The 23,107-nt window shown below is 67.4% G+C and carries 21 protein-coding genes and 1 pseudogene (1 of these 22 running past the window's edge); 11 read left to right on the top strand and 11 right to left on the bottom strand.

What is annotated here, in order from left to right; all coding sequences use genetic code 11:
• On the top strand, positions 1 to 450 hold the 3' end of the coding sequence (gene queA, locus ACVMK0_RS11625; protein WP_476463880.1) for a tRNA preQ1(34) S-adenosylmethionine ribosyltransferase-isomerase QueA. The gene continues 630 nt to the left of window position 1, outside the view; 450 of the gene's 1,080 nt are visible here — the last part of the coding sequence; its start codon lies off the left edge, out of view; the stop codon is at positions 448 to 450.
• 48 nt (positions 451 to 498) lie between these two features.
• The gene (locus ACVMK0_RS11620) at positions 499 to 1,194 is read left to right on the top strand and encodes a DUF3334 family protein (RefSeq protein WP_045537225.1); all 696 of its coding nucleotides are present in this window, start codon (positions 499 to 501) and stop codon (positions 1,192 to 1,194) included.
• Positions 1,195 to 1,212: 18 nt separating this feature from the next.
• On the opposite strand, the gene ACVMK0_RS11615 is transcribed toward ACVMK0_RS11620, so the two are convergent.
• The gene (locus ACVMK0_RS11615; protein ID WP_476463879.1) at positions 1,213 to 2,646 is read right to left on the bottom strand and encodes a bifunctional enoyl-CoA hydratase/phosphate acetyltransferase; all 1,434 of its coding nucleotides are present in this window, start codon (positions 2,644 to 2,646) and stop codon (positions 1,213 to 1,215) included.
• Positions 2,647 to 2,864: 218 nt separating this feature from the next.
• Between ACVMK0_RS11615 and tgt the strand changes: the two genes are divergently transcribed.
• Positions 2,865 to 4,067: a tRNA guanosine(34) transglycosylase Tgt gene (gene tgt, locus ACVMK0_RS11610; RefSeq protein ID WP_045537223.1), complete on the top strand. Its 1,203-nt coding sequence runs from the start codon at positions 2,865 to 2,867 to the stop codon at positions 4,065 to 4,067.
• Here tgt and ACVMK0_RS11605 read toward each other — a convergent pair.
• Positions 3,973 to 4,773: a PhaM family polyhydroxyalkanoate granule multifunctional regulatory protein gene (locus ACVMK0_RS11605; protein WP_045537221.1), complete on the bottom strand. Its 801-nt coding sequence runs from the start codon at positions 4,771 to 4,773 to the stop codon at positions 3,973 to 3,975. The genes tgt and ACVMK0_RS11605 overlap by 95 nt on opposite strands.
• 189 nt (positions 4,774 to 4,962) lie before the next feature.
• Between ACVMK0_RS11605 and ACVMK0_RS11600 the strand changes: the two genes are divergently transcribed.
• The 3 genes from ACVMK0_RS11600 (at position 4,963) to ACVMK0_RS11590 (ending at position 6,569) form a co-directional block, all read left to right on the top strand.
• Positions 4,963 to 5,346, top strand: a complete 384-nt coding sequence (locus tag ACVMK0_RS11600; protein WP_045537219.1) for a TraR/DksA family transcriptional regulator — start codon at positions 4,963 to 4,965, stop codon at positions 5,344 to 5,346.
• Between the two features lie 5 nt (positions 5,347 to 5,351).
• The gene (locus tag ACVMK0_RS11595; RefSeq protein WP_476463878.1) at positions 5,352 to 6,134 is read left to right on the top strand and encodes a DUF3108 domain-containing protein; all 783 of its coding nucleotides are present in this window, start codon (positions 5,352 to 5,354) and stop codon (positions 6,132 to 6,134) included.
• Positions 6,135 to 6,233: 99 nt separating this feature from the next.
• The gene (locus ACVMK0_RS11590; protein WP_045537215.1) at positions 6,234 to 6,569 is read left to right on the top strand and encodes a BTH_I0359 family protein; all 336 of its coding nucleotides are present in this window, start codon (positions 6,234 to 6,236) and stop codon (positions 6,567 to 6,569) included.
• A 27-nt stretch (positions 6,570 to 6,596) separates the two neighbouring features.
• Here ACVMK0_RS11590 and ACVMK0_RS11585 read toward each other — a convergent pair whose 3' ends face one another.
• Positions 6,597 to 8,141 (bottom strand): helicase HerA-like domain-containing protein, encoded by a 1,545-nt coding sequence (locus tag ACVMK0_RS11585; RefSeq protein ID WP_045537213.1) that lies wholly within the window; start codon positions 8,139 to 8,141, stop codon positions 6,597 to 6,599.
• Between the two features lie 243 nt (positions 8,142 to 8,384).
• On the opposite strand from ACVMK0_RS11585, the gene ACVMK0_RS11580 reads away from it, so the two are divergent.
• The gene (locus ACVMK0_RS11580) at positions 8,385 to 8,726 is read left to right on the top strand and encodes a hypothetical protein (protein WP_045537211.1); all 342 of its coding nucleotides are present in this window, start codon (positions 8,385 to 8,387) and stop codon (positions 8,724 to 8,726) included.
• A gap of 33 nt (positions 8,727 to 8,759) precedes the next feature.
• Here ACVMK0_RS11580 and ACVMK0_RS11575 read toward each other — a convergent pair whose 3' ends face one another.
• Genes ACVMK0_RS11575 through ACVMK0_RS11560 form a run of 4 tightly spaced genes read right to left on the bottom strand, consistent with a single transcriptional unit; the run spans position 8,760 to position 12,049 of the window.
• On the bottom strand, positions 8,760 to 9,101 hold the full coding sequence (locus tag ACVMK0_RS11575; protein WP_045537210.1) for a YgiW/YdeI family stress tolerance OB fold protein: 342 nt from the start codon (positions 9,099 to 9,101) through the stop codon (positions 8,760 to 8,762).
• 13 nt (positions 9,102 to 9,114) lie between these two features.
• Positions 9,115 to 10,548, bottom strand: coding sequence for an NAD(P)(+) transhydrogenase (Re/Si-specific) subunit beta (locus tag ACVMK0_RS11570; protein WP_045537207.1), 1,434 nt, complete (start codon positions 10,546 to 10,548; stop codon positions 9,115 to 9,117).
• Positions 10,545 to 10,865 carry an NAD(P) transhydrogenase subunit alpha part 2 gene (locus ACVMK0_RS11565; RefSeq protein WP_476463877.1) on the bottom strand — a complete coding sequence of 107 codons (321 nt, stop codon included), beginning with the start codon at positions 10,863 to 10,865 and terminating at the stop codon, positions 10,545 to 10,547. Before ACVMK0_RS11565 ends, ACVMK0_RS11570 begins: the two co-directional genes overlap by 4 nt.
• Positions 10,866 to 10,912: 47 nt before the next feature.
• Positions 10,913 to 12,049, bottom strand: a complete 1,137-nt coding sequence (locus ACVMK0_RS11560) for a Re/Si-specific NAD(P)(+) transhydrogenase subunit alpha (RefSeq protein ID WP_476463876.1) — start codon at positions 12,047 to 12,049, stop codon at positions 10,913 to 10,915.
• Between the two features lie 290 nt (positions 12,050 to 12,339).
• Between ACVMK0_RS11560 and ACVMK0_RS11555 the strand changes: the two genes are divergently transcribed.
• Entirely contained in the window at positions 12,340 to 12,900 is a 561-nt protein-coding gene (locus ACVMK0_RS11555) for a YaeQ family protein (RefSeq protein ID WP_476463875.1), read from the top strand.
• An 82-nt stretch (positions 12,901 to 12,982) separates the two neighbouring features.
• Here the strand turns inward: ACVMK0_RS11555 and ACVMK0_RS11550 are convergent, their stop codons facing one another.
• On the bottom strand, positions 12,983 to 13,747 hold the full coding sequence (locus ACVMK0_RS11550; protein ID WP_476463874.1) for a 16S rRNA (uracil(1498)-N(3))-methyltransferase: 765 nt from the start codon (positions 13,745 to 13,747) through the stop codon (positions 12,983 to 12,985).
• Positions 13,748 to 13,788: 41 nt separating this feature from the next.
• Entirely contained in the window at positions 13,789 to 14,898 is a 1,110-nt protein-coding gene (locus ACVMK0_RS11545) for an aminoglycoside phosphotransferase family protein (protein WP_045537202.1), read from the bottom strand.
• A 58-nt stretch (positions 14,899 to 14,956) separates the two neighbouring features.
• Between ACVMK0_RS11545 and ACVMK0_RS11540 the strand changes: the two genes are divergently transcribed.
• The 3 genes from ACVMK0_RS11540 to rsmA are packed head-to-tail and all read left to right on the top strand — an operon-like array spanning position 14,957 to position 19,919.
• Complete coding sequence (locus tag ACVMK0_RS11540) at positions 14,957 to 17,575, top strand: LPS-assembly protein LptD (RefSeq protein ID WP_476463873.1); 2,619 nt, start codon at positions 14,957 to 14,959, stop codon at positions 17,573 to 17,575.
• The gene (locus ACVMK0_RS11535; RefSeq protein ID WP_045537201.1) at positions 17,568 to 18,998 is read left to right on the top strand and encodes a peptidylprolyl isomerase; all 1,431 of its coding nucleotides are present in this window, start codon (positions 17,568 to 17,570) and stop codon (positions 18,996 to 18,998) included. The genes ACVMK0_RS11540 and ACVMK0_RS11535 overlap by 8 nt, the downstream gene beginning before the upstream one ends.
• A gap of 15 nt (positions 18,999 to 19,013) precedes the next feature.
• The gene (gene rsmA / locus ACVMK0_RS11530; RefSeq protein WP_476463872.1) at positions 19,014 to 19,919 is read left to right on the top strand and encodes a 16S rRNA (adenine(1518)-N(6)/adenine(1519)-N(6))-dimethyltransferase RsmA; all 906 of its coding nucleotides are present in this window, start codon (positions 19,014 to 19,016) and stop codon (positions 19,917 to 19,919) included.
• A gap of 137 nt (positions 19,920 to 20,056) precedes the next feature.
• Here the strand turns inward: rsmA and ACVMK0_RS11525 are convergent.
• Together ACVMK0_RS11525 and ACVMK0_RS11520 are read right to left on the bottom strand one after the other, a co-directional pair.
• Positions 20,057 to 20,452: pseudogene (locus ACVMK0_RS11525) on the bottom strand (barstar family protein); the annotation flags it as partial.
• Positions 20,453 to 20,756: 304 nt separating this feature from the next.
• Complete coding sequence (locus ACVMK0_RS11520) at positions 20,757 to 23,084, bottom strand: NADP-dependent malic enzyme (RefSeq protein WP_476463871.1); 2,328 nt, start codon at positions 23,082 to 23,084, stop codon at positions 20,757 to 20,759.
• Positions 23,085 to 23,107 lie beyond the last annotated feature (23 nt).

Here is a 23,107-nt window from a genome sequence, read left to right as displayed (position 1 = left end):
GATCGGCTCGGGGTGCAGCGCGCCAGCGTGACGCTGCACATCGGGGCCGGCACCTTTGTGCCCTGCAAGAGCGAAAACATCCATGAGCATGTGATGCACAGCGAATGGTACGAGGTGCCTGCGGCCACCCAGCAAGCCATTGCCGACGCGCGCGCTCGCGGCGGCCGCGTGGTGGCGGTGGGCACGACCTCGGTGCGCACGCTGGAGAGCTGGGCGCGCACGGGTGCGGCCAGTGGCGACACGGCGCTCTACATCACGCCCGGGTTTGAGTTCGCGCTGGTGGATCGGCTCATCACCAACTTTCATCTGCCCAAGAGCACGCTGATGATGCTGGTGACGGCCTTTGCCGGTTACGATCACGTGATGGCGCTGTACAGTCATGCGGTGGCGCAACGTTACCGTTTTTTTAGCTACGGCGATTCGATGCTGCTGCAGCGCGCGAGCGTCTGAGCGCACTTGCAACCGTCCACCCCACCACACCGCTCCACTGCCTCCCCCATGAACCCCGTCCAACGCACCGAAGTCGTTTTCAACACCGAAGACTTGTTGACCAGCCTGTGCAACTCGGTCACCAAGGTGCTGGGTGTGGCCACGCAGAGCTCGATCACCTACTCGGGCATGGTGCAGCGCATCCACAAGACCTGCCTCAAACCCGACATTGGCTGCTTCGTGCTGTTTGACGGCGGCTTTTCGGGCTTGGTGATCCTCAATTTCAGCGCCCCTGCGGCGCTGGAGATCTACCACAGCTACCTGGTGAGCATGGGCATGGCGCGGGAGGATCTGGCCAACTCGCACACCTCGGACGAGGTGGGCAACGTGATGGGTGAGCTGATGAACCAGGTGCTGGGCGATTTCACCAGCAAGGTGCAGCGCGAACTGCACACCCACATTTTGCAGAGCCAGCCCAAGATGCTGGTGCTGAGCAAGCAGGTGGTGCTGAGCGTGGACGCACATTTGGACCAGCCGGAGGCGCGGCGCGTGACGTTTTACACCGCACGCAACAACATTTTTTACTTGGAACTTGCCACCGACCGCACCGAGTTTGTACGGCTGTATGATTTTGAGCCCCAGGAAGCGCCAAACCCGGATGAATTGATGGAGCAGGCCGCCGCGCAACAGGCTCCTGCACCAGCGGCCGCCAAAGGGGGCGGCGACAGCGACACCGACGCCTTGCTGCGCTCGCTGGGCATGTGAGCGGCTGAGCACAGGCTTTTAGCGGCCCCAAGCCTCACGCGGCAGGGGGCGGCGCGCGTGGTTGGCCACCAGCAAGGCCAGCAGCGCCGAGGCCACGCGCGCGTTGGCCCCGTCGGCGCGGCTGGTGAGCGCGATCGGCACGCGCGCGCCCAGCACGATGCCGGAGCCGGTGGCGCCGCCCAGGTATTCGAGCTGCTTGGCCAGCATGTTGCCGCTCTCCAAATCCGGCACCATCAGGATGTCGGCCTGGCCCGAGACCGGCGATTCGATGTGCTTGATGGCCGCGGCCTGCGCCGAAATGGCGTTGTCGAAAGCCAGCGGGCCGTCGAGCACGCCGCCCTTGATCTGGCCCCGATCCGCCATTTTGCACAGCGCCGCGGCTTCGATGGTGGAGGGGATGTTGGGGTTGACGGTCTCGACCGCCGACAAGATCGCCACTCGCGGCTGCTCCACGCCCAAGATGCGCGCAAAGTCGATCGCGTTTTGCACGATGTCGACCTTTTCGCTCAAGGAGGGGCGGATGTTGAGCGCGGCGTCGGTGATCAGCAGCGGCTTGCTGTAGAGCGGCACGTCGAAGCGAAACACGTGCGACATGCGGCGCCCGGTGCGCAGCTCGCGCCGCTGCAGCACGGCCGCGATCAGCTCGTCGGTGTGCAGGCTGCCTTTCATCAGGGCATCGACTTGGCCGGTGGCGGCCAGATCGGCCGCCAGCTCGGCGGCGGCGTGGCTGTGCGGCACGGGCAGGATTTGGCAATCAGCCAAGTCGAGCCCGGCTTCGCGCGCCACCGCCAGGATTTTTTCCTTGGGGCCGATCAACAACGGGATCATCAGGCCGTGGCGGGTGGCGTCGAGTGCGCCCGAGAGCGAGCCGGCGTCGCACGGGTGCACCACGGCGCAGCGCATCGGCGCCATGCCGTCGGCCAGCGAGAGCAGCTCGCGCAACCGGGCCTCGGGGTCGAGCAACTGCAGGCGCGGCAGGTTGGGCCGGGGCAAACGCAGCTTTTGCGTCGGGGCCAGCACCCGCGCCAGCCCCTGCAACACCCGCACCCCGTGCTGGTTGGTGGCGCTGCAGTCGAGTTCGACGCGCTTTTTGACCTCGTCTTTGGACACCACGGTGAGCAACACCTCGAGCGTGTCACCGATGTGCACTGATTGCAAAAACGTGAGCTGCTGCTCGAGGTAGATGGTGCCCGGGCCCGGGAACTGCGTGCCCAGCAGCGCCGAGACCAGCGCCCCACCCCACATGCCGTGCCCGACCACACCGTGCAGGCGGGTGTGCGGGGAATACTGCGGATCGAGGTGGGTGGGGTTGGTATCGCCCGACACGGCGGCGAAGGCTTGGATGTCTTGCTGCGTCAGGGTGCGCAGCAGGCGCGCCGTCTGGCCCAGCGCCAGTTCGTCGAAGGTGTGGTTTTCGAGCCTCTCGGCAACTGATGGGGTGATGTTGTCCATTTGGCTAAGCAGGGGTGTTGGGCGCGCGACATGGGATGAAGCGCGCACCTCCGACAACGCCTTCACACCCCCTAGGCGCGATGCGGACCGGCCCACGGCAGCAATCCAAATCCTATTGACCCTCATCCTAGCACTGCAATGCGACCTTAAAACAACTTTTGTGACGCCAACGGGCTGGTTGCGGCGCCCGCACCGCCGACTGGGCGAAAATCGCGCCCATGTTGCAGTTTGAAATCCTCGCTACCGACCCCACCAGCCACGCGCGCCGCGGCCGCCTGAGCCTGCGCCACGGCGTGGTGCAAACCCCGATTTTTATGCCGGTGGGCACCTACGGCACCGTCAAGGGGGTGCTGCCGCAGAGCTTGCAACAGATGGGGGCGCAGATCATTTTGGGCAACACCTTTCACCTCTGGCTGCGCCCGGGGCTGGAGGTGGTGCAAGGCTTTGGCGGCCTACACGGCTTTGAGAACTGGCAGGCGCCGATCTTGACCGATTCGGGTGGCTTCCAGGTCTGGAGCCTGGGCGCGATGCGCAAGATCAGCGAGCAGGGGGTGCAGTTTGCCAGCCCGGTGAATGGAGACAAGCTGTTTCTGTCGCCCGAGGTGAGCATGCAGATTCAGACCGTGCTCGACAGCGACATCGCGATGCAGTTCGACGAATGCACCCCCTACTGGCAAGGCGATGGTGCGGCTGCGGCCAAGGGCGGCAGCGGCCACGTGACGACCGAGGCCGAGGCGCGCGCCAGCATGGAGCTGAGCCTGCGCTGGGCACGGCGCTCGCAGGCCGAGTTTGCGCGCCTGCAAAACCCGAACGCGCTGTTTGGCATCGTGCAAGGCGGGATGTTCGAGCACCTGCGGCTGGAATCGCTGCAGGCGCTGGTGGATCTGGATTTGCCCGGCTACGCCATCGGCGGCGTGAGCGTGGGCGAGCCCAAGGAGCTGATGCGCCAGATCATGGCCCACACCCCGCACCGGCTGCCGGCGCACAAGCCGCGCTACCTGATGGGGGTGGGCACACCCGAGGATTTGGTGCAGGGCGTGGCCGACGGCGTGGATATGTTCGACTGCGTGATGCCGACACGCAACGCGCGCAACGGCACCTTGTTCACACGCTATGGCGACCTGAAAATCCGCAATGCCCGCCACCGCCACGACCCGCAGCCGATCGACCCTTCGTGCAGCTGCACCGCCTGCGCGGGCCCCGAGGGTGTGCCCTGGGAGCAAGGCGGGCGCGGCGGCTTTTCCCGCGCTTACCTGCACCACCTCGAGCGTTGCGGCGAGATGCTGGCGCCGATGCTGGCCAGCATCCACAACCTGCACTACTACCTCAACTTGATGCGCGAGCTGCGCGCGGCGCTGGAGGCGGGCGCTTTCGCGGCTTGGCGCGCGCGCTTTGCGGTGGAGCGCTCGCGCGGGGTGTAGCGGCGGCTTCGGCCGGTGCCGCCGCTGCGGCCGATTGGGCGCTGGCCATGGCTTCGGTGCTGGCTTGCACGCTGTGTGCCATGTGCTCGGTGGCGCGGCTGGCGTGCGCGGACATGTCGCGCAGCGCCTCATTGGCGATGGTTTGAAACTGCTCGGTGAGGGCGCCCCACCACTGCACGGGATCGACTGCGGGCGGCGTGGTGCCCGGCTGCGCGGGCGCCGCGGGCGCATCAGCGGCTGCGGCCTGCTTGGCGGCCTGCTTGGCGGCCGGCGCCGGCGCCGGCGCCGGCTCGGCTTGGGCGCTTTGGGCGCTTTGCGGCCAGCCGGCGGTGGTGCGGGCTGCGCCGGTGGCGGCCTCTGCGGCAGGCGCAGGTTTGGCCACAAAGGACTCGGCCATTTCCTGCATGCTCACGTTCATGCCCCGGAGCGTGAGCAGGGTCATTTTCTGCAACTCCAGCGCCTGGATCGTGGCGGCCAGGGCCTTGGTGTTTTGATCGAGCCAGAAATGCACCGCGCGCAAGTCGTGGATGCGTTTGTCGAGTTCCTCGGGATCGAACACCGGTGCGATCCAGTGGCTCATGGGCGGCAGACCCGGCAGCGCAGCGGCGGCGCCGCCCAAACCGGTCGCGCCGTGCTGGCTGAGCTTGCTCAAAAAATCGAAGCCGGGTATGGTGTGGGCGTGATTCGGTGGTTCTTGGCTTGACATGGCGCGCTCCTCTGCTTGCGCAGATCATGCCACAGGACACGGGCGCTGTGGTGCGCGTCTATCGGCACGGATGGCGCGGGAGGGGCGGCATGGATGGCACTGTCGCAACGGCACCCTTGCGCTGCGTCAACACCCGGCGCGGGTTTTTGCCGCACAATGCAAGCGTATGCAGCACTAGGAGCCTTCGCCATGAGCCTGAACATTTCCGACACCTTTGCCTCGCAGTTGCAGCAAATGCGCACCGATCTGATCGCGCAGTTGCGGGCGCAGCGCGGTGGCAAGATTGGCCGCGCCGAGGCGGCGCCCGACCGCCACGACGTGCAAAGCGGAGACCGGGCGCAAAACGAGGCCGAACGCGATCTGGCGATGGCCATCGATGTGCGCGAGACCGAAGCCCTGTCGGCCATCGACGCTGCGCTCAAGCGCATCGAAGCCGGCAGCTATGGCCTGTGCACCGCCTGCGGGGTCGAAATCCCGACCGCGCGCCTGCACGCCAACCCGACGGCGGCGCGCTGCGTGAGCTGCCAAAGCCAGCTCGAGCATGCGCGCGCCGAGCCCCATCCATCGATGTAAGCGCCGTGCAGTCCGCCTGCGAGCTTGGCACGGCTGAGCAGCCGAATCGGCGCCAATGCTTGGCTTGGGCGCTGGCGCTGGGCCTGGCTGGCGGCGGCGCAGCCCAAGCCACCCCGGCTGCGCAGATGAACCCGCGCAAGGGGCCTTCGGCATGGCCCGAGCGGCTGCAGCTGGACTACGAGGTCAGCGCGCGCGTGGGCTCCCTGCCGCTGCGCGCCAGCGGCCAACTGCAGTGGCTGCTGCAAGGCGACCTGTACGAGGCCAGCCTGACCATGCGCTTGCCGCTGGTGGGCGCGCGCATCCAGCGCTCGCGCGGGCGGCTGCTGCCCAATGGTGTGCAACCGCTGGCTTTCAGTGACCAAACCCGGCGCCTGCGCCGCTTCGAGCTGGACTGGGCCGCGCTGCGCTACCGCCACCAACGCGACCACGAGGCCGAGCAGGTCGGCCCCCTGCAAACGGGCACCCAAGACCGGCTCAGCTTGTTTTTCGAGCTCGCCCGGCGGTTGCGCCTGCAGCCTCCGGTTGCCGATGCGCTCTGGACCGTGCCCGTGCTGGGCGCGGGCGGGGTGCAGCCTTGGACGCTGCGGCTGCGCGCCCAAGAGCCCACCGAAACCCCGGCGGGCGTGTTGCCGGCGTGGCGGCTGGAGCGCCACAACACGCAACCCGAGGACACGCGCATGAGCCTGTGGCTGGCCGAAACCGTGCACTTTTTGCCCGTGCGCATCCTGCTGCAAGAACCCGATGGCGACTGGGCTGACCAGCGCCTGCGGCAACTGCCCCAAGCTTGAACAAATGCGCTAGCGCCCCATCTAAAGACCATGCACCTCGCGGCGGCCACCGCAGCCCAAGCCCTTGCAAGGTTTTCCGTTTCAGCGCACAGTACGACCATGCACACGCTCTACGACTCCGACACCTTCGTGGTGGTCCACATCTTGGCGCAAGCCCCGTCCCTGCCGGCGGGGTTGCCCGGCGTGGCGCAGCTCGGCATTGAAGGCTTGGTTGCGACATCCGCGCCCGACACGGCCGCGCACCAAATGCCCCGGCACGGCTTCGAGATCGTGGACAAGCGCTCGGGCAAAGAGGTCTATCTGGACGGCTCTTGGGCCGAACTGTTCCAGCAGCAGATCCACGCCTGGCAGCGCAACACCCCGACCCAAGAGGAAGTGGAAGACACGCTGGAAGGCTACGCCACGCTGGCGCAAACTCCGGTGGCGGTGCACTGAGGGGCGCACGGAGCGCCCATCACCCTTTTAACGCCTGCGCCCACCCCCCAGCAGGCTGCCCAGCACGCCGCGCACCAGTTGGCGCCCGACGTGGCTGGCGGCAGCGCGCGCTGCCGTCTGGGCCATGGTTTGCAGCAGACCGTGGGTCTGACCGCCGCGTGGCCCGGTGCGCCCGAGCAAGGCATCTTGCAGCATGCCTGCCATGCCGCCCGAGCCGGCTGCGCTGGCTGGTGCGCGTGCCCCTGTGCTGGCAGCCTGGCCTCGCGTGCCGACTGCGGGCTCATTGGCCAGCGCAGCTTCGGCGTGCTGGCGCAACAGCTCGTAGGCGCTTTCACGGTCCAGCACCTGCTCATAGACCCCGGCCACCAGCGACTGCTGCATTAGCGTCTGGCGCTGCGCCGGCGTGATCGGGCCGAGCTGGCTGCCCGGTGGCAGCACGTAGGCGCGCGCGGTCTCGTGCGGCCGGCCCTTGGCGTCGAGCAGGCTCACCAGCGCCTCGCCCAGCGCCAGTTCGGTGATGGCAGCCTCGATGTCGAGCCCGGCCTTGGGGCGCATGGTCTGCGCCGTGGCGCGCACCGCTTTTTGGTCGCGCGGGGTGAAAGCGCGCAGCGCGTGTTGGATGCGGTTGCCCAACTGGCCCAGCACCGCATCGGGGATGTCGAGCGGGTTTTGCGTGACGAAATACACCCCCACGCCCTTGGAGCGCACCAGCCGCACCACCAGCTCGATGCGCTCGACCAGCACCTTGGGCGCGTCTTTGAACAACAGGTGCGCCTCGTCAAAAAAGAACACCAGCTTGGGCTTTTCGGGGTCGCCGATCTCGGGCAGTTGCTCGAACAACTCGGACAGCATCCAGAGCAAAAAGGTGGCGTAGAGGCGTGGCGCGTTCAACAGCCGATCGGCGGCCAAAATGTTGACCACGCCCTGCCCGCCCACGGTTTGCATGAAGTCGTTCAGGTCGAGCATGGGCTCGCCAAAGAACTGCTCGCCGCCCTGGCTCTCGATCTGCAGCAGACCGCGCTGGATCGCGCCAACGCTGGCGGCGCTGATGTTGCCGTATTCGGTGGTGTATTGGCGCGCGTTGTCGCCCAGGTGCTGCAGCATGGCGCGCAAGTCTTTGAGGTCGAGCAGCAGCAGGCCTTGGTCGTCAGCGATTTTGAACACCAGGTTGAGCACGCCGGCCTGGGTGTCGTTGAGGTCGAGCATGCGCGCCAGCAGCAGCGGCCCCATGTCCGACACGGTGGCGCGCACCGGGTGCCCCTGCTCGCCAAACACATCCCAGAGCGTGGTCGGGCAAGCCAGCGGCTCGGGCGCAGCCAAGTCGCGATCAGCCAGCACCTGCGCCAGCTTGGGGCCGATCTGGCCGCGCTGGCTGATGCCGCTCAGGTCGCCCTTGACGTCGGCCATGAACACCGGCACCCCCAAGCCCGAGAAACGCTCGGCCATGGTCTGCAAGGTCACGGTTTTGCCGGTGCCGGTGGCCCCGGTGATGAGGCCGTGGCGGTTCGCCAGCCCGGGCAGCAGCTGGCATTCGGTGGTGGCGTTGCGCGCGATCAACAGCGGTTCGGGCATGGCTTGGGGCTCCCAAAATTGAACTCACGCAGTGTAAGGGCTGGGCCAAGGGGCCAATGGTGGGCTGCGCTAACCCGCTGGGCGGGTCTAGACAAACAGACACTGTCACTTTACCAAAACAATCATTTGCTTTAGACTGCAGGCGTCGGAGCGAGGGCCGTACGTGGAACCTTTCAGGCTTCTGCGGCCTTGCAAGACCCGTGCCGACATTTTTAGGTTGACCTTAAATCTAGGAGTACTTTCATGCACAAACACATCCGGTTTTGGCTTCTGCTGCTGGCCTCGCTCTGGTTTGCCGCCGGCGCGTGGGCGCAGAGCTACTACGTGGACATCACCAACCGCACCGGGTTCGTGATCACGCACATCTACATCAGCCCAGCCGATTCGAGCAGCTGGGAAGCAGACGTGCTGGGCAACAAGGTGCTGGCCCGGGATGCGACCCAGCGCGTCACGCTCAACGGCTACCGCAGCCCGATCTTCGACATCAAACTGGTCGATACCGACGGCGACACCTACACCTACTGGAAGGTCGATGTGTCCAAGCGCGACATCGTGGCGCGACCGGAACACCTCGATCGGCGCTAAACCACCGCCCGACTGGCACCGGGTGCTGGCGCTTTAGTTGACGATCTGGATCGACTTGACCCACATGTAGCGCCCGCGCAGCCCTTGGTCGATCTCGCCGTGCAGCTGCACCCGGGTTTCGGGGCTGACGCGGCGGCCTTGCCAGAGGGCAGACTCGATCTCGACCCGCATCTCGCCGCTGGCGTCGCGGAACAGGTAGTACTGCTCGCGCTGGTGCGCCACGATGTGGCCGCTGAGGGTGACATAGCTGCCCAGCCGCACCTGTTGCGCTTGCAGCACCGTGCTGGCGCTGACGCTCACGCTGGGGCCGGTGAACTGGGCTTGGGCCAGAGAAACGCCTGCAGCGAGCAGCGCGGCGGCGAGGATTTTGTGCATGGTGTGGCTTCCTTTATTCGATGGCCTTGACCATGTCTTCGACCACCTTTTTCGCGTCGCCAAACACCATCATGGTTTTGTCCATGTAGAACAGGTCGTTGTCGAGGCCGGCGTAGCCTGCGGCCATGGAGCGCTTGTTGACGATCACGGTCTTGGCCTTGTAGGCCTCGAGGATCGGCATGCCGTAGATGGCGCTGCCTTTTTGCAGCGCCGCCGGGTTCACCACGTCGTTGGCGCCCAAGATGATGGCTACGTCGGCCTGGCCGAACTCGCTGTTGATGTCCTCCATCTCGAATACTTGGTCGTAGGGCACTTCGGCCTCGGCCAGCAGCACGTTCATGTGGCCCGGCATGCGGCCGGCCACAGGGTGGATGGCGTACTTGACCGTGATGCCTTTGTCGGCCAGCTTGTGCGCCAGCTCTTTGACCGCGTGCTGCGCCCGCGCCACCGCCAGCCCGTAGCCGGGGACGATGATCACGGTCTCGGCGTTGCCCAAGATGAAGGCGGCGTCGTCGGCGCTGCCGCTCTTGACGCTGCGCTGCGCGGCACCGGCGGCCACTACGCCCTCTTCGCCGCCGAAGCCACCCAGAATGACGCTAAAGAAGCTGCGGTTCATGGCCTTGCACATGATGTAGCTCAGGATCGCGCCCGAGCTGCCCACCAACGAGCCGGCGATGATCAACATGCTGTTGTTGAGGCCAAAACCGATGCCCGCCGCCGCCCAGCCCGAGTAGCTGTTGAGCATGGAGACCACCACCGGCATGTCGGCGCCGCCAATGGGGATGATGATCAGCACCCCGATGACGAAGGCCAGCGCCGTGAGCACGATGAACGCGGTCCAGTTGCCGGTGGCGGCAAAATAGGCGCCCAGGGCGATGATCACCAGCCCGAGCACGAGGTTGAGCTTGTGCTGGCCGGCAAACACCACCGGCGCGCCCTGAAACAGGCGGAATTTGTATTTGCCGCTGAGCTTGCCGTAAGCGATCACCGAACCGCTGAAGGTGATGGCACCGATGGCTGAGCCCAAAAAGAGCTCGATCTTGTTGCCCAGGGGAATGGCCTCGCCGCGCTCGGCGATGCCAAAGGCCCAAGGCTCGGCCACGGCGGCGATGGCGATGAACACCGCCGCCAGCCCGACCATGCTGTGCATGAAGGCCACCAACTCGGGCATCTTGGTCATTTCGACCCGTTTGGCCAGATAGGTGCCAAAGCCGCCACCGACCACCATGCCGAGCAAAATCCACACCACGCCTTGGGTGGCGTTCACCCCTAGGTGCTGCGCCATGGTGAAAATCAAGCCAAAGGTGGTGAGGATGGCGATGCCCATGCCGGTCATGCCAAACACGCTGCCGCGCAGGGCCGACGTTGGGTGGCTCAGGCCCTTGAGGGCTTGGATCAGGCAGACCGAAGCCACCAAGTACAACAAAACGACCAGATCCATGCTCATTTGGCAGCCCCTTCAGCAGCAGATTTGCGCTCTTTTTTCTTGAACATCTCGAGCATGCGGCGCGTGACCAGAAAGCCGCCAAAGACGTTGACCGAGGCCAGCACCACCGCCAGCACGCCCATGGTTTTGCCCAGCGTGGTTTCGGTCAGGGCAGCAGCCAGCATGGCGCCGACGATGATGATGGCCGAGATCGCGTTGGTCAGGGCGATGAGCGGCGTGTGCAGCGCCGGCGTGACGTTCCAGATCACGTGGTAGCCGACGTAGATCGCCAGCACGAAGATGATGAAGTTAAAAACGATGGGTGAGATGGCTTCCATGGCGCGGGTTCCTCGTTGGGGGTGGGGTGTGGTGGGGCGCAGCGGCCTTAGGGCTTGCGCCGCACTTCGCCCTGATGCGTCATCAGGCAGGCGGCGACGATGTCGTCGTCCAGCGGCACTTGCACCGCGCTGGCGTCTTTGGGCAGCACCAGTTTGAGGAAGTCGAGCACGTTGCGCGCGTACAGCGCCGAGCTGTCGGCGGCCACCAGCGCGGGCAGGTTGGTTTCGCCGATCAGGAACACGCCGTGCTTTTGCACCGTGCGCTCGGCTTCGGTCAGGGGGCAGTTGCCGCCCACGCCGTCGGGGCCTTTGCCGGCGGCCAGATCGACGATCACCGAGCCCGGCTTCATGCTGCGCACCATGTCTTCGGTGATCAGGGTGGGGGCGGCGCGGCCAGGGATCAGGGCGGTGGAAATCACCACGTCGGCCTGCGCCACGCGCTTGGCGACCTCGATCTTTTGGCGCTCGAGCCAGCTCGGGGGCATCGGCCGGGCGTAGCCGCCCACGCCTTCGGCGGCTTCTTTTTCTTCCGCAGTCTCGTAGGGCACATCGATGAACTTGGCGCCCAGCGATTCGACCTGCTCCTTCACGCTCGGGCGCACATCGGAGGCTTCGATCACCGCGCCCATGCGCTTGGCGGTGGCGATGGCCTGCAAGCCGGCCACCCCGACCCCGAGCACCACCAGCCGCGCGGCCTTGATGGTGCCAGCCGCCGTCATGAGCATGGGGAACAGGCGCTGGTACTGGTTGGCGGCCAGCATCACGGCCTTGTAGCCGGCGATGTTGGCTTGGCTCGAGAGCACGTCGAGGCTCTGGGCGCGCGTGGTGCGCGGCGCGGCCTCGAGGGCGAAGCTGGTCAGGCCGGCCTGCGCCAGCGCCGCCAAGCCGGCGGCATCGAAGGGGTTGAGCATGCCGACCAAGGTAGCGCCGGGGCGCATGTGGGCCAGCTCGGGCGCGCTGGGCGCGCGCACCTTGAGCACCAGCTCGGCCCCGAGGGCGCTGGCAGCAGCTACCACTTCGGCCCCGACCGCTTGGTAGGCGGCGTCGGGGGCGCTAGCAGCCACGCCGGCGCCGCTTTGCACGCGCACGCTATGACCCTGCGCCACCAGTTTTTTGACCGTTTCGGGCGTGGCAGCGACCCGCGTTTCGCCTGCCGCGCTTTCGGCCGGAACACCAATGTACATATGCAACTCCTGCAACTCAATTTGACTATCCGCGCTTGACCGTAGCTTACAGGCATTTTCAGCCCTTTTTGCGCGGGCGCTGTGCCGATGCAGCCTCAACTTGCGCAAGCGCGCAAGCGCGCAAGCGCGCGGGCGCAGGGTGCGCCCTGCGTTGCGCGTTGTGGCCCGATAATCGATCCGCACGAACCTGCGCTGGACTATGCGCCTGAGGGCGGCCGCCTTGAACGAACGCACGGGCGGCCGCCTCTAGACAGAAGAAATATACACCAGCCGGTATAAAGCCCGAACCCATGGCACTCAAATCGACCGTCTTCAAAGCCAGCCTGCACATCGCCGACATCGACCACGGCTACTACGCCGACCACGCCCTGACGCTGGCCCGGCACCCGAGCGAGACCGATGCGCGCCTGATGGCGCGGCTGGTGGCGCTGGTGCTCAACGCGCACCTGATCAAGGACTGGTGCGGCGGCGACGCCACGCTGGCCTTTGGCGCCGGTTTATCCGACCCGCAAGACCCAGACGTGCATTTGACAGACTTCACCGGCCGCAAGCGGCTGTGGGTGGAGGTGGGGCAACCCGAGGCCAAACCCCTGTCCAAGGCCTGCAGCCAAGCCGATGCGGTGCGCGTCTATGCCTATGGGCCGGCGGCCGAGGTCTGGTGGCAGGGGGCACAGGGCGCGCTGGCGCGGCTGGACAAACTGCAGGTTTGGCGCCTGCCCAGCACCGAGATGCAGGCGCTGGCCGCCTTGGCTGAACGCAGCATGGCCTTGCAAGCCACGCTGCACGATGGGGCGCTGACGCTCTCGAGCCCCAGCGCCACGGTGACGCTGGAGCCGCTGCGCTGGCAATAAGCCCCCCCTATCGGCCGACCCGGCCCAGCGGGTCCGTGATTGGGCCACCTAGGCCGGGCTTAGCCAGCGAGTAGGCCCGTGTTCAGGCCAACGCCAAGGCCAGCGCCGCCAAGGCCGCGGTTTCGCTGCGCAGCACCCGCGGCCCCAGGCTGACCGGGGCAAAGACGTGGGCCCGCAGAGCCTGCTCCTCGGCCGCCGCCAGCCCCCCTTCGGGCCCCAGCACCAGACACAGCGGCCGCGTGCGCGGCTGCACCTGCGCCAGCGCGGCCGGCCAAGGCTGGCTGCCAGAGGCCAGCGACAACACGGCGCGCCACGGTGCCGCCGCGTCGGACTCGGCACCCACAGCGCCATCCAAGGCCCCCAAGGCCTGCATCCACGGCAGCAGGGCTTGCACCGGGAGGATGGGCGGCACGTGGTTGGCGCCGCACTGCTCGCAGGCGCTCACTGCCACCGCCTGCCAGTGCGCCACTTTTTTGGCGGCGCGCTCGCCTTGCAGGCGCAGCACGCTGCGCTCGGTGTGCAGCGGCTGGATGCTGGCCACACCGAGCTCGGTGGCCTTTTCCACCAGCCAGTCCATGCGCTCGTTGGCTGGCATGCCGATGGCCAGGTGCACCGGCCGCAGCGGCGCGGGTGCGCCGGGGCGCAGCGCATGCACCTGCACCTGCACCCGGTTGCGTCCCATCTGCAGCACCTCGGCCACGGCCTCGCTGCCGTGCGCGCAGCCGCCAAAGAGGGTGAGCGCAGCGCCCGGCTGCAGGCGCAGCACCTGCACGTGGCGCGTGGCGGCGGCACCCAGCTCCAGCGTCTGGCCCGGGTGCAGCGGCTCGGGGTGGTGGATGCGCGGCATGGCGGGGCTAGGACTGGAGCTAGGACTGGGGCCGAGCGCCTTCAGACGCGGCCGTAGGCAAAACCGCTGGCCCCTTGCCAGCCTTCGACCTCGTCGATCAGGCGCAGCAGCGGCGTGAGCTCGCGGTAGCGCAGCGCCGTGGAGCGGATGTAGTGGATGAAGCGCGGGGCGTCGGCCAGGTACTTGGCTTTGCCGTCGCGCAAGGTGAGGCGCGCAAAAATGCCCGCTACCTTCAGGTGCCGCTGCAGCGCCATCCAATCCACCGCGCGGTAAAAAGCGCCGAAGTCGCTGCTCCAGCCGTCGAAGTCGAGCAGCCCGGCGCGGCGCGCCTGCTCCCAGTAGCGCACCGTCACGTCGAGCACCACTTCTTCGTCCCAGCTCAAAAAGGCGTCGCGCATCAGGCTGGCGATGTCGTAGGTCAGCGGGCCATAGACGGCGTCCTGGAAGTCGAGCACGCCCAAGCGGCGCTGCGCTTGGCTGGGCTCGAAACCGCCGTGGGGCAGCATGAGGTTGCGCGGCATGAAGTCGCGGTGCACAAAGCCCAGCGGGGCCGCGAGGTTGCGCTGCACGATCAGATCGAAGCTGTGCTGCAAGCTGGCCTGCTGCGCCGCGCTCAGTTCGAACGCCTTGTGGCGCCCCAGATACCAATCGGGGAACAGCTGCAGCTCGCGCCGCAGCAAGGCAGCGTCGTAGGCCGGCAGCAGCCCCGGCTGGCTGGCTTGCTGCCAGGCCAGCAAGGCGGCGAGCGCGTCTTTGAAGTAGGGCAAGGCGGCGTCGGGCTGGGCCGGGTCCAGCACCTCGAGCAAGGTCTGCGCGCCCAGGTCGCTCAGCAGCATGAAGCCCTGCTCGGGCTGCCACGCCAGTACCTCGGGCACGCGCACCCCGGCTTGGCGCAGCAAGGCCGCCACCTGCACGAAGGGCCGGCAGTCTTCGCGCTCGGGCGGCGCGTCCATGACGATGCAGCTGCCCCCCTGCAGGCGGTCGAGGCGCAGGTAGCGCCTGAAGCTGGCGTCGGCCGAGGCCAAGCGCAAGCTGGCGGGCACCAAGGCGTGCGCCGGCGCTTGCTCGGCCAGCCAGGCCTCAAAGGCGGCCGCACGCGCCGGGTCGCTCCAGGTGATGGGCTCGGGCGCAATCGGGTCGGCAGGGTTCATGGGTGGAGCGGTCGGGCGCAGCGCTGGTGGATAATGGCCGCTGATTCTACGCAGCCGCATGGACCGTGCCTTTGGCCGTGCTGGCTGGCTGCTTGGCTCGGTGGCCACGCCACCTGATCGCCCCCCGATCGTTTTGCACCTCATGCCCTTGTTGCCGCGCTCCGCACAACTTCTGACTCCAGGCAGCCCCGTCCAGCGCGCCGCGCCCGCTTCGGTGCGGCTGCGCTTGAGCGCGCTGGCGCGCGCCAGCCTGCTGGCCTGCTGCGCACCGGCGCTGCTGGCGCAAGCGCACGCACAGGCGGCGCAGGCCGCCGCAGCCACGCCAGCTGCGGCTGCTCTGGCGCCTGCTGCGCCCAAACCCAGCGCAGCCGGCGCTGGCGCCGTTGCATTGACGCTGAGCGAACGCTTGCAAGAGGCGCTGCCCGCTGCGGCCTTATCCGAAGCGGCGCTGCTGCTGTCGGCAGAGCGCATGAGCGGGCAAGCCGGGCACGAGGTGCAGCTCGAGGGCCAAGCCGAGTTGCGCCGCCACGACCTCGTGCTGCGCGCCGACACCCTGCGCTACGAGGCGGCCACCGGCACCGCCCATGCCCAAGGGCAGGTGCGCATCAACCGCCTAGGCGATGTGTTCGAGGGCCCGGCGCTGACGCTGCAACTCGACACGCGCCAAGGCCAGTTCGAATCGCCTAAATTTAGCCTTTTGCGCCACGGCGGCTACGGAGAAGCGAGCCGGGTGGACTTTGAGGGGCCGGGTCGCACCGCGGCGCACCAGGTGCGCTACAGCACCTGCCCGCGCCCGCGCGACGGCAGCTGGGAGCCCGACTGGTACCTGAGCGCCAACCGGATCGTGTTCGACCAGCAGACCGATACCGGCACCGCCACCGGCGCGGTGCTCAATTTCAAAGGTCTGCCGATTCTGGCCGCGCCGTGGATCAGTTTTCCGCTCTCGGACCGGCGCAAATCGGGCTTTCTGGCCCCGACTTTCAACCTTGACAACATCAGCGGCCTCGAGCTCACCCTGCCCTACTACTTCAACCTGGCTCCGAACCGCGACGCCACCCTGTTTCCGACCCTGATGAGCGAGCGCGGCATCGATTGGGCGGGCGAGTTTCGCTACCTTGAGCCGCGCTACGCCGGCCAGGTGCGCGCCGCCTTCATGCCCGACGACCGCCTGCGCGACGCCGACCGCTGGGGTGTGTCGCTGCAGCACCAGCACGCGCTGCCTGCCTTGGGCGGGCTCGGCGCGCCCAGCCTGCGGCTGGACCTGAACCGCGTCAGCGACGACAACTACTGGCGCGACTTCCCGCGCACCGGCACCTCGCTCACCTCGCGCCTGCTGCGCAACGACATCGAACTGCTTGCCAACCGCGGCAACTGGGCCTTGCGCGCTGGCGCCTACACCTGGCAGACGCTGCAAGACCGCGACGCCCCCATCGAAGCCCCCTACGACCGCCTGCCTTCGCTGTCGGCCAGCTACCGCAGCGGCCCCTTTGGCTGGGCCGGGAGCGCGGGTTGGAGCGTGTCGCTGCTGACCGACGTGACGCAGTTTCGCACCGACCGCCAGCCGCTGATCGGCGCCTTCAACCAGCGCACCGACGTCAACGGCACGCGCTGGCTGGGCGTGCTCAACGTGGACAAAACCTGGCAGACCCCCGGCGCCTACCTGCGCCCGGCTTTGCAGCTGCACGCTCGACAATATCAGCTCGAACAGGCCGTGGGGCCGCTGGGGGCACGCGAACGCAACCCGAGCGTGCTGGTGCCCACGGTCTCTGTCGATACCGGCTTGGTGCTGGAGCGCGACGCGGTCTATTTTGGTCGCGCGGTGCTGCAAACGCTGGAGCCGCGCCTGTTTGTGGCGCACACCCCGTACCGCCGCCAAGGCTATCTGCCGGTCTATGACAGCTCGGCCTTCGACTTCAACCTGAACTCGATTTTTTCTGCCAACCCCTTTGGCGGCCACGACCGCATCGCCGATCTGAGCGCCGTCACCCTGGGGGCCACCACGCGCCTGCTCGACCCGGCCACCGGGGCCGAATGGGCCAACTTGAGCGTGGCGCAGCGGCTGCGGCTGCGCGACCAAGAGGTGGTGCTGCCCGGGCAGCAAGCCATACGCGAGGAGCTGAGCGATGTGCTGTTCGCTGCCAACCTTAACTGGAGCCCGCAGTGGGCCTTCAACGGCACGCTGCAATACAACCCCGAACTGGGCCAGACCGAGCGCACCACCTTGGCCGCGCGCTACAGCCCGGGCGATTTCCGCGTTTTCAACGTCGCCTACCGCTTGCAGCGCGACACCAGCGAGCAGATCGACTTTGGCTGGCAGTGGCCGCTGAGCGATCTGCTGCGCGGCCCCTCGGTGGCTGCGCTGGGGCCAGGGCGCGGCTTGGGGCCGGGGCACTGGTTCAGCGTGGGGCGCGTCAATTACAGCTTCACCGAGCGCCGCATCGTGGATCTGATCGCTGGTTTCGAGTACGATGCTGGGTGCTGGATCGCCCGCATCGTGGTCGAGCGGCTGCAACAAAGCCGCACCCAGGCCAACCAGCGCATCCTGTTCCAGCTCGAGTTTGCTGGCTTTTCGCGCCTTGGCTCCAACCCCTTGCAGGTGCTGCGCGACCACATCCCGCGCTACCAGTTCCTGCGTGAAGAGATCAACCCGCCCAGCCGCTTTCAGCGCCATGAATAAACACCCCTCCAGCCGCCGGGCCCGCCCCGCTCCCTTGGCCCTGTTGCTCTGGGCCACGTTGGCCTGCCTCTGGTCGCCCGCCCACGCCCAACTGCAAAGGCCGGCCCAAGCCGCCCCGGCGTTGCAAGCCGCCCCCGTTTCCGCCCCGCAAGCCGCACCCACTGCCCCCCGCCCAGCGCCGCTGCCCGCCGCCGCGCCGGCGCGCGAGCTCAACCGCATCGTGGCCTTGGTCAACTCGGAGCCGATCACCGAGCGCGAGCTGCGCCAGCGCATCGAACGGGTGCAGGCCACCCAAGCGGCCAACTTGCCGCCCCCGGCGCAACTCGAGGCCCAGGTGCTGGAGCTGCTGATCGTCGAGCGCACCCAGATCCAATGGGCGCGCCAGACGGGCATGCGCATCGACGCCGCCGCCTTGGCCGAAGCCGAAGCCACGGTGGCGCGCCAAAACGGTGTGACCGTGGCACAACTGCACCAGCGCCTGCAAGCCGATGGCCTGAGCCTGAGCGGCTTTAGGGCCAACCTAGAAAACGAGCTGCTGCTGCTGCGCGTGCGCGAGCGCGAAGTGGCGGCGCGGGTGCGCATCAGCGAACTCGAGATCGACGCCTACCTGCGCCAGCACGGCGGTGCGGTGGCCTTGGCCCAGACGGCCCTGCACCTTGCCCAAATCGCCATCGCCGTGCCCGAGGGCGCCGACGCGGCCACGGTGGCCGAGCGCCAAGCGCTGGCCACCGGTTTGGCGCAGCGCGCCCGCGCCGGCGCCGACTTCGCCGCGCTGGCGCGCCAGTATTCCGAAGGCCCCGAGCGCGCCATGGGCGGCCAGATGGGCTTGCGCAGCGCCGACCGCTACCCCACGCTGTTCGTGGAAGCGGTGCTGGGCCAGCCGCGCGGCGCCGTGGTGGGGCCGCTGCGCAGCGGCGCCGGCTTTCACGTGCTGCAGGTGCTCGAGCAGCGCAACCTCAACCTGCCGCCCACGCACCAGGTGCAAACCCGCGCCCGCCACATTCTGCTGCGCCCGACCAACGCCGCCGAAGAAGCCGCTGCCGTACAGCGCCTCAACGAATGGCGCGCGCGCTTGGTGGCCGGCACGGCGCGCTTCGAGGAGCTGGCGCGCGAGCACAGCGCCGACGGCTCGGCCTCCGAGGGCGGCGACTTGGGCTGGGCCAGCCAAGGACAGTTCGTGACCGAATTTGAGCAAGTCATGAACCGGCTGGCACCGGGCGAGGTGTCGCAACCGCTGCGCTCGCGCTTTGGCCTGCACCTGATCGAGGTGGTGCAGCGGCGCGAGGTCGAGACCACGGCGCTGGAGCGGCGCAACTGGGTGCGCGCGCGGTTGCGCGAGCAGCGCAGCGATCAGGCCTACGAAGAGTGGGCGCGCGAACTGCGCAGCCGCGCTTTCGTCGAGCTGCGGCTCACCGAGCGCTAAGCGGCTGCAACCCCGGTGTCGCCGCGCAACCCCGCACACAGCCCATCGGCCAAGCTCGATGGCCACCGGGCGCGCAAGCGCTTTGGCCAGCATTTTTTGTCCGACCCAGCGATCATCGGCGCTTTGGTGGACGCTATCGCGCCCCGCCCCGGCCAGCTCATGGTGGAGATCGGGCCCGGCCTGGCGGCCCTGACGCAACCGCTGGTCGAGCGCCTGGGCAGCCTGACGGTGATCGAGCTCGACCGCGACCTCGCGCAGCGCCTGCGCGCGCACCCGCAACTGCGGGTGATCGAGTCCGACGTGCTGCGGGTCGATTTTGCCGCCCTATTCCCCACACCCGAGCCCGGCCCCGCGCCGTGCGCTGTGGACGCACCGGAGGCCGCTCCAGCGCCGCGCTTGCGCATCGTCGGCAACCTGCCCTACAACCTCTCGAGCCCGATTCTGTTTCACCTGCTGCCTTGGGCGCAGTGGGTGCAAGACCAGCACTTCATGCTGCAAAAAGAGGTGATCGAGCGCATGGTGGCCGCCCCGTGCAGCGCCGACTACGGCCGCTTGAGCGTGGTGCTGCAATGGCGCTACGCGATGGACAACGTGCTGGAGGTGCCACCGCACAGCTTTACGCCGCCGCCGCGGGTGGACAGCGCGGTGGTGCGCATGGTGCCGCGGGCGCAGCCGGCGGCGCTGCACATGCCGACACTAGAAAACCTGGTGCGGGTGGCGTTTTCGCAACGGCGCAAGCTGCTGCGCCACAGCCTAGGGCGCTGGCTCGAGGAACAGGGCTACGGCGGGCGCTTTGACGTGCAGCGCCGGGCCGAAGAGGTGCCGGTGGCCGAATACGTGGCGCTGGCGCAGGCGCTGGGCACCGGTGCAACGCCAACCCCGGCGGCCCACCCCGCCACCGCCGCCACCTTGGGCGCTTAAGCCGCCGACAACCAATAGCCGGCGTTGAAGGGGCTGCTCATGCGCAGCGCCTGCGGGCTCACATCGACCAGTTTGTCGGTGAGCACCGGCTCTACCCCGGCCTGCAGGTCGGCCGCCTTGGGCGCACGGGCCACCGAGAACGAGTAAAAGCAGCGAAACGCCACCTTGCGCTCGCTCCAGTAGTCGGCCACGTCGCGGAAAATGTCGAGCAGCTGCTCGCGCGCCTCTTTGTCGAACTTGGGCCCGGTGGGGATGTGTTCGAGCACGACGATGAAGCCGGCTTGCGGGCCCGACTTGTGCAGGGCATCGGTGAGCTTGTCGTGCAGGGCGTCGAAGTTTTTGGTCGCCTGAGCCGGCAAGCTGGGGTGCTGACCGACGAGGTCGATCACGTCTTGCTTGGTCAGGGCAGCGGCCAAGTCGGCGTACAAAAAGCGGTGTCCGAGTTGCTCGGCCGCGGCTTGCAAGTCTTTGACCGTGTGGGCACGGATCGACTGCACGATGTTGGTTCGCACGTGACGAAGGGGGTTGTCCATCTCGGCGCAAGTCCAAAAAAATAGTAAAAAATCGAGGAAATCGAAACCGGCAACTGTTCGTGTGCGCTGGGCCTCACGCCTTGCTAAGCCACGCCATGGCACACCCAGCCACAGCCCGAGGCGGCATTGCGTCTGACGTAGCGACACGTGGCTAGAGACAGGGGGCTGTGCGCAACAAAAAACATGAACCGGCAGCTTGGGCAAGGTCTGCACCTGCCTACCCCACCCAAGCTGTGAAACGAAGTGGCGATTTTGCCTCAAGCCCCCCAAAAAAGCAAGCCCAATCCGCTGCGGCGCACCGGCATCACTCCGGTTCTGCGCCCGAGACGACGGCACGCGGCCCCACATTGGCCTCGGCCACGCACAGCGCCGTCATGTTGACGATGCGCCGCACCGTGGCGCTGGCGGTGAGCACGTGCACCGGCTTGGCCACCCCCAGCAGCATCGGCCCCACGGCGATGCCACCGCCGGCGGCGGTCTTGAGCAGGTTGTAGGCGATGTTGGCGGCATCCACGTTGGGCAGCACCAGCAGGTTGGCCTCGCCTTCGAGGGTGTTGCGCGGCATCAGGCGCGCCCGCGCCGCGGCGTCGAGCGCCACGTCGCCGTGCATTTCACCCTCGACCTCGAGCCAAGGCGCGTGCTCGCGCAGCAGCTCCAGCACGCGGCGCATCTTGAGCGCCGAGGGCTGATCCGACGAACCAAAGTTGGAATGCGACAGCAGCGCCGCCTTGGGCGTGACGCCAAAGCGCAGTATTTTGCGCGCCGCCATCTGGGTGATTTCGGCCAGTTGTTCGGCGCTCGGGTCGTAGTTGATGTGGGTGTCCACCATGAACACCTGGCGCCCGGGCAGCATGAGCGCGTTCATGGCCGCGTAGCAGCTGGCGTGGGGGCGCTTGCCGATCACCTGATCGATGTAGTTGAGGTGGATCTGCGGCGTGCCCCAAGTGCCACAGATCAGGCCGTCGGCGTCGCCGCGGCGCAGCAGCATGGCGCCGATCAGGGTCAGGCGGCGGCGCATCTCGATTTTGGCGATCTGCTCGGTCACGCCCCGGCGCTCTTGCAGGCGGTGGTAATCCTGCCACAGCTCGCGGTAGCGTGCGTCGTGCTCGATGTTCACGACATCGAAATCGCGCTCGACTTGCAGGCGCAACCCGAAGCGCTCGATGCGCTGCCCGATCACCGCCGGGCGCCCGATCAGCGTCGGGCGCGCCAGCCCCTCATCGACCAGAATCTGGCAGGCGCGCAGCACGCGCTCCTCTTCGCCCTCGGCAAAGGCGATGCGCTTGTGCTGCGCCTGCTTGGCGATGGCATAGACCGGCTTCATGATGGTGCCGGAGGCAAAGACGAAGCTCTGCAGCTTCTCGCGGTAGGCCTCGAGGTCGGCGATCGGGCGCTGTGCCACGCCCGAGCGCGCGGCCGCCTCGGCCACCGCCGGCGCGATCTTGATCATCAGGCGCGGATCAAAAGGCTTGGGGATCAGGTATTGCGGCCCAAAAGACAGCTGCTCGCCCACGTAGGCCGCCGCCACGACCTCGTTTTGTTCGGCCTCGGCCAGCTCGGCGATGGCGTGCACGGCGGCGATTTCCATTTCATCGGTGATGGTGCGCGCCCCGGCATCGAGCGCCCCACGAAAGATGTAGGGGAAGCACAGGACGTTGTTGACCTGATTCGGGTAGTCGCTGCGGCCGGTGGCCATGATGGCGTCGCCACGCACCGCGTGCACTTCGTCGGGCAAGATTTCGGGCGTGGGGTTGGCCAAGGCAAAAATCAGCGGCCGCGCTGCCATGCAGCGCACCATGTCGGGCTTGAGCACACCCCCGGCCGACAGGCCCAGAAACACGTCGGCGCCATCGATCACCTGCGCCAGCGTGCGCAGCGGCGTGTCTTGCGCAAACTGCACCTTGTCGGGGTCCATGAGCTCGGTGCGGCCTTGGTGCACGACGCCGGCGAGGTCGGTGACCCAGATGTTGCTGCGCGGCAGCCCGAGCTTGACCAGCAGCCCCAGGCAGGCCAGCGCCGCCGCCCCGGCGCCCGAGGTCACGAGCTTGACCTGGTCGATGCGCTTGCCCACCACTTTGAGGCCGTTGAGCAGCGCGGCCCCGACCACGATCGCGGTGCCGTGCTGGTCGTCGTGAAACACCGGGATCTGCATGCGCTCGCGCAGGCGGCGCTCAATGTAGAAGCAGTCCGGGGCCTTGATGTCTTCGAGGTTGATGCCGCCAAAGGTGGGCTCGAGCGCGGCGATGATCTCGACCAAGCGGTCGGGGTCTTTTTCGTTGATTTCGAGGTCGAAGACGTCGATGTCGGCGAACTTTTTGAACAACACGCCCTTGCCTTCCATCACCGGCTTGGCCGCCAGTGGGCCGATGTCGCCCAGCCCCAGCACCGCCGTGCCGTTGGTGATGACAGCCACCAGGTTGCCGCGGCTGGTGTATTTGTAGGCGTTGACCGGGTCGGCGACGATCTCTTCGCACGGCGCCGCCACCCCGGGCGAGTAGGCCAGCGCCAGATCGTGCTGGTTGGTGAGCTGCTTGGTGGCGCGTATCGCGACCTTGCCCGGGGTCGGGAACTCGTGGTACTTGAGCGCGGCGCGCCGCAATTCGGCGCGTTGGTCATCGGAATGGGTGGACATGGTGCTGGCCTTCGTCTGGTCTA

The sequence above is a fragment of the Serpentinimonas sp. SSL01 genome (assembly GCF_056323735.1).
Note: the sequence above shows the minus strand (reverse complement) of the source record. Positions and strands in the feature narration are given on the sequence as shown.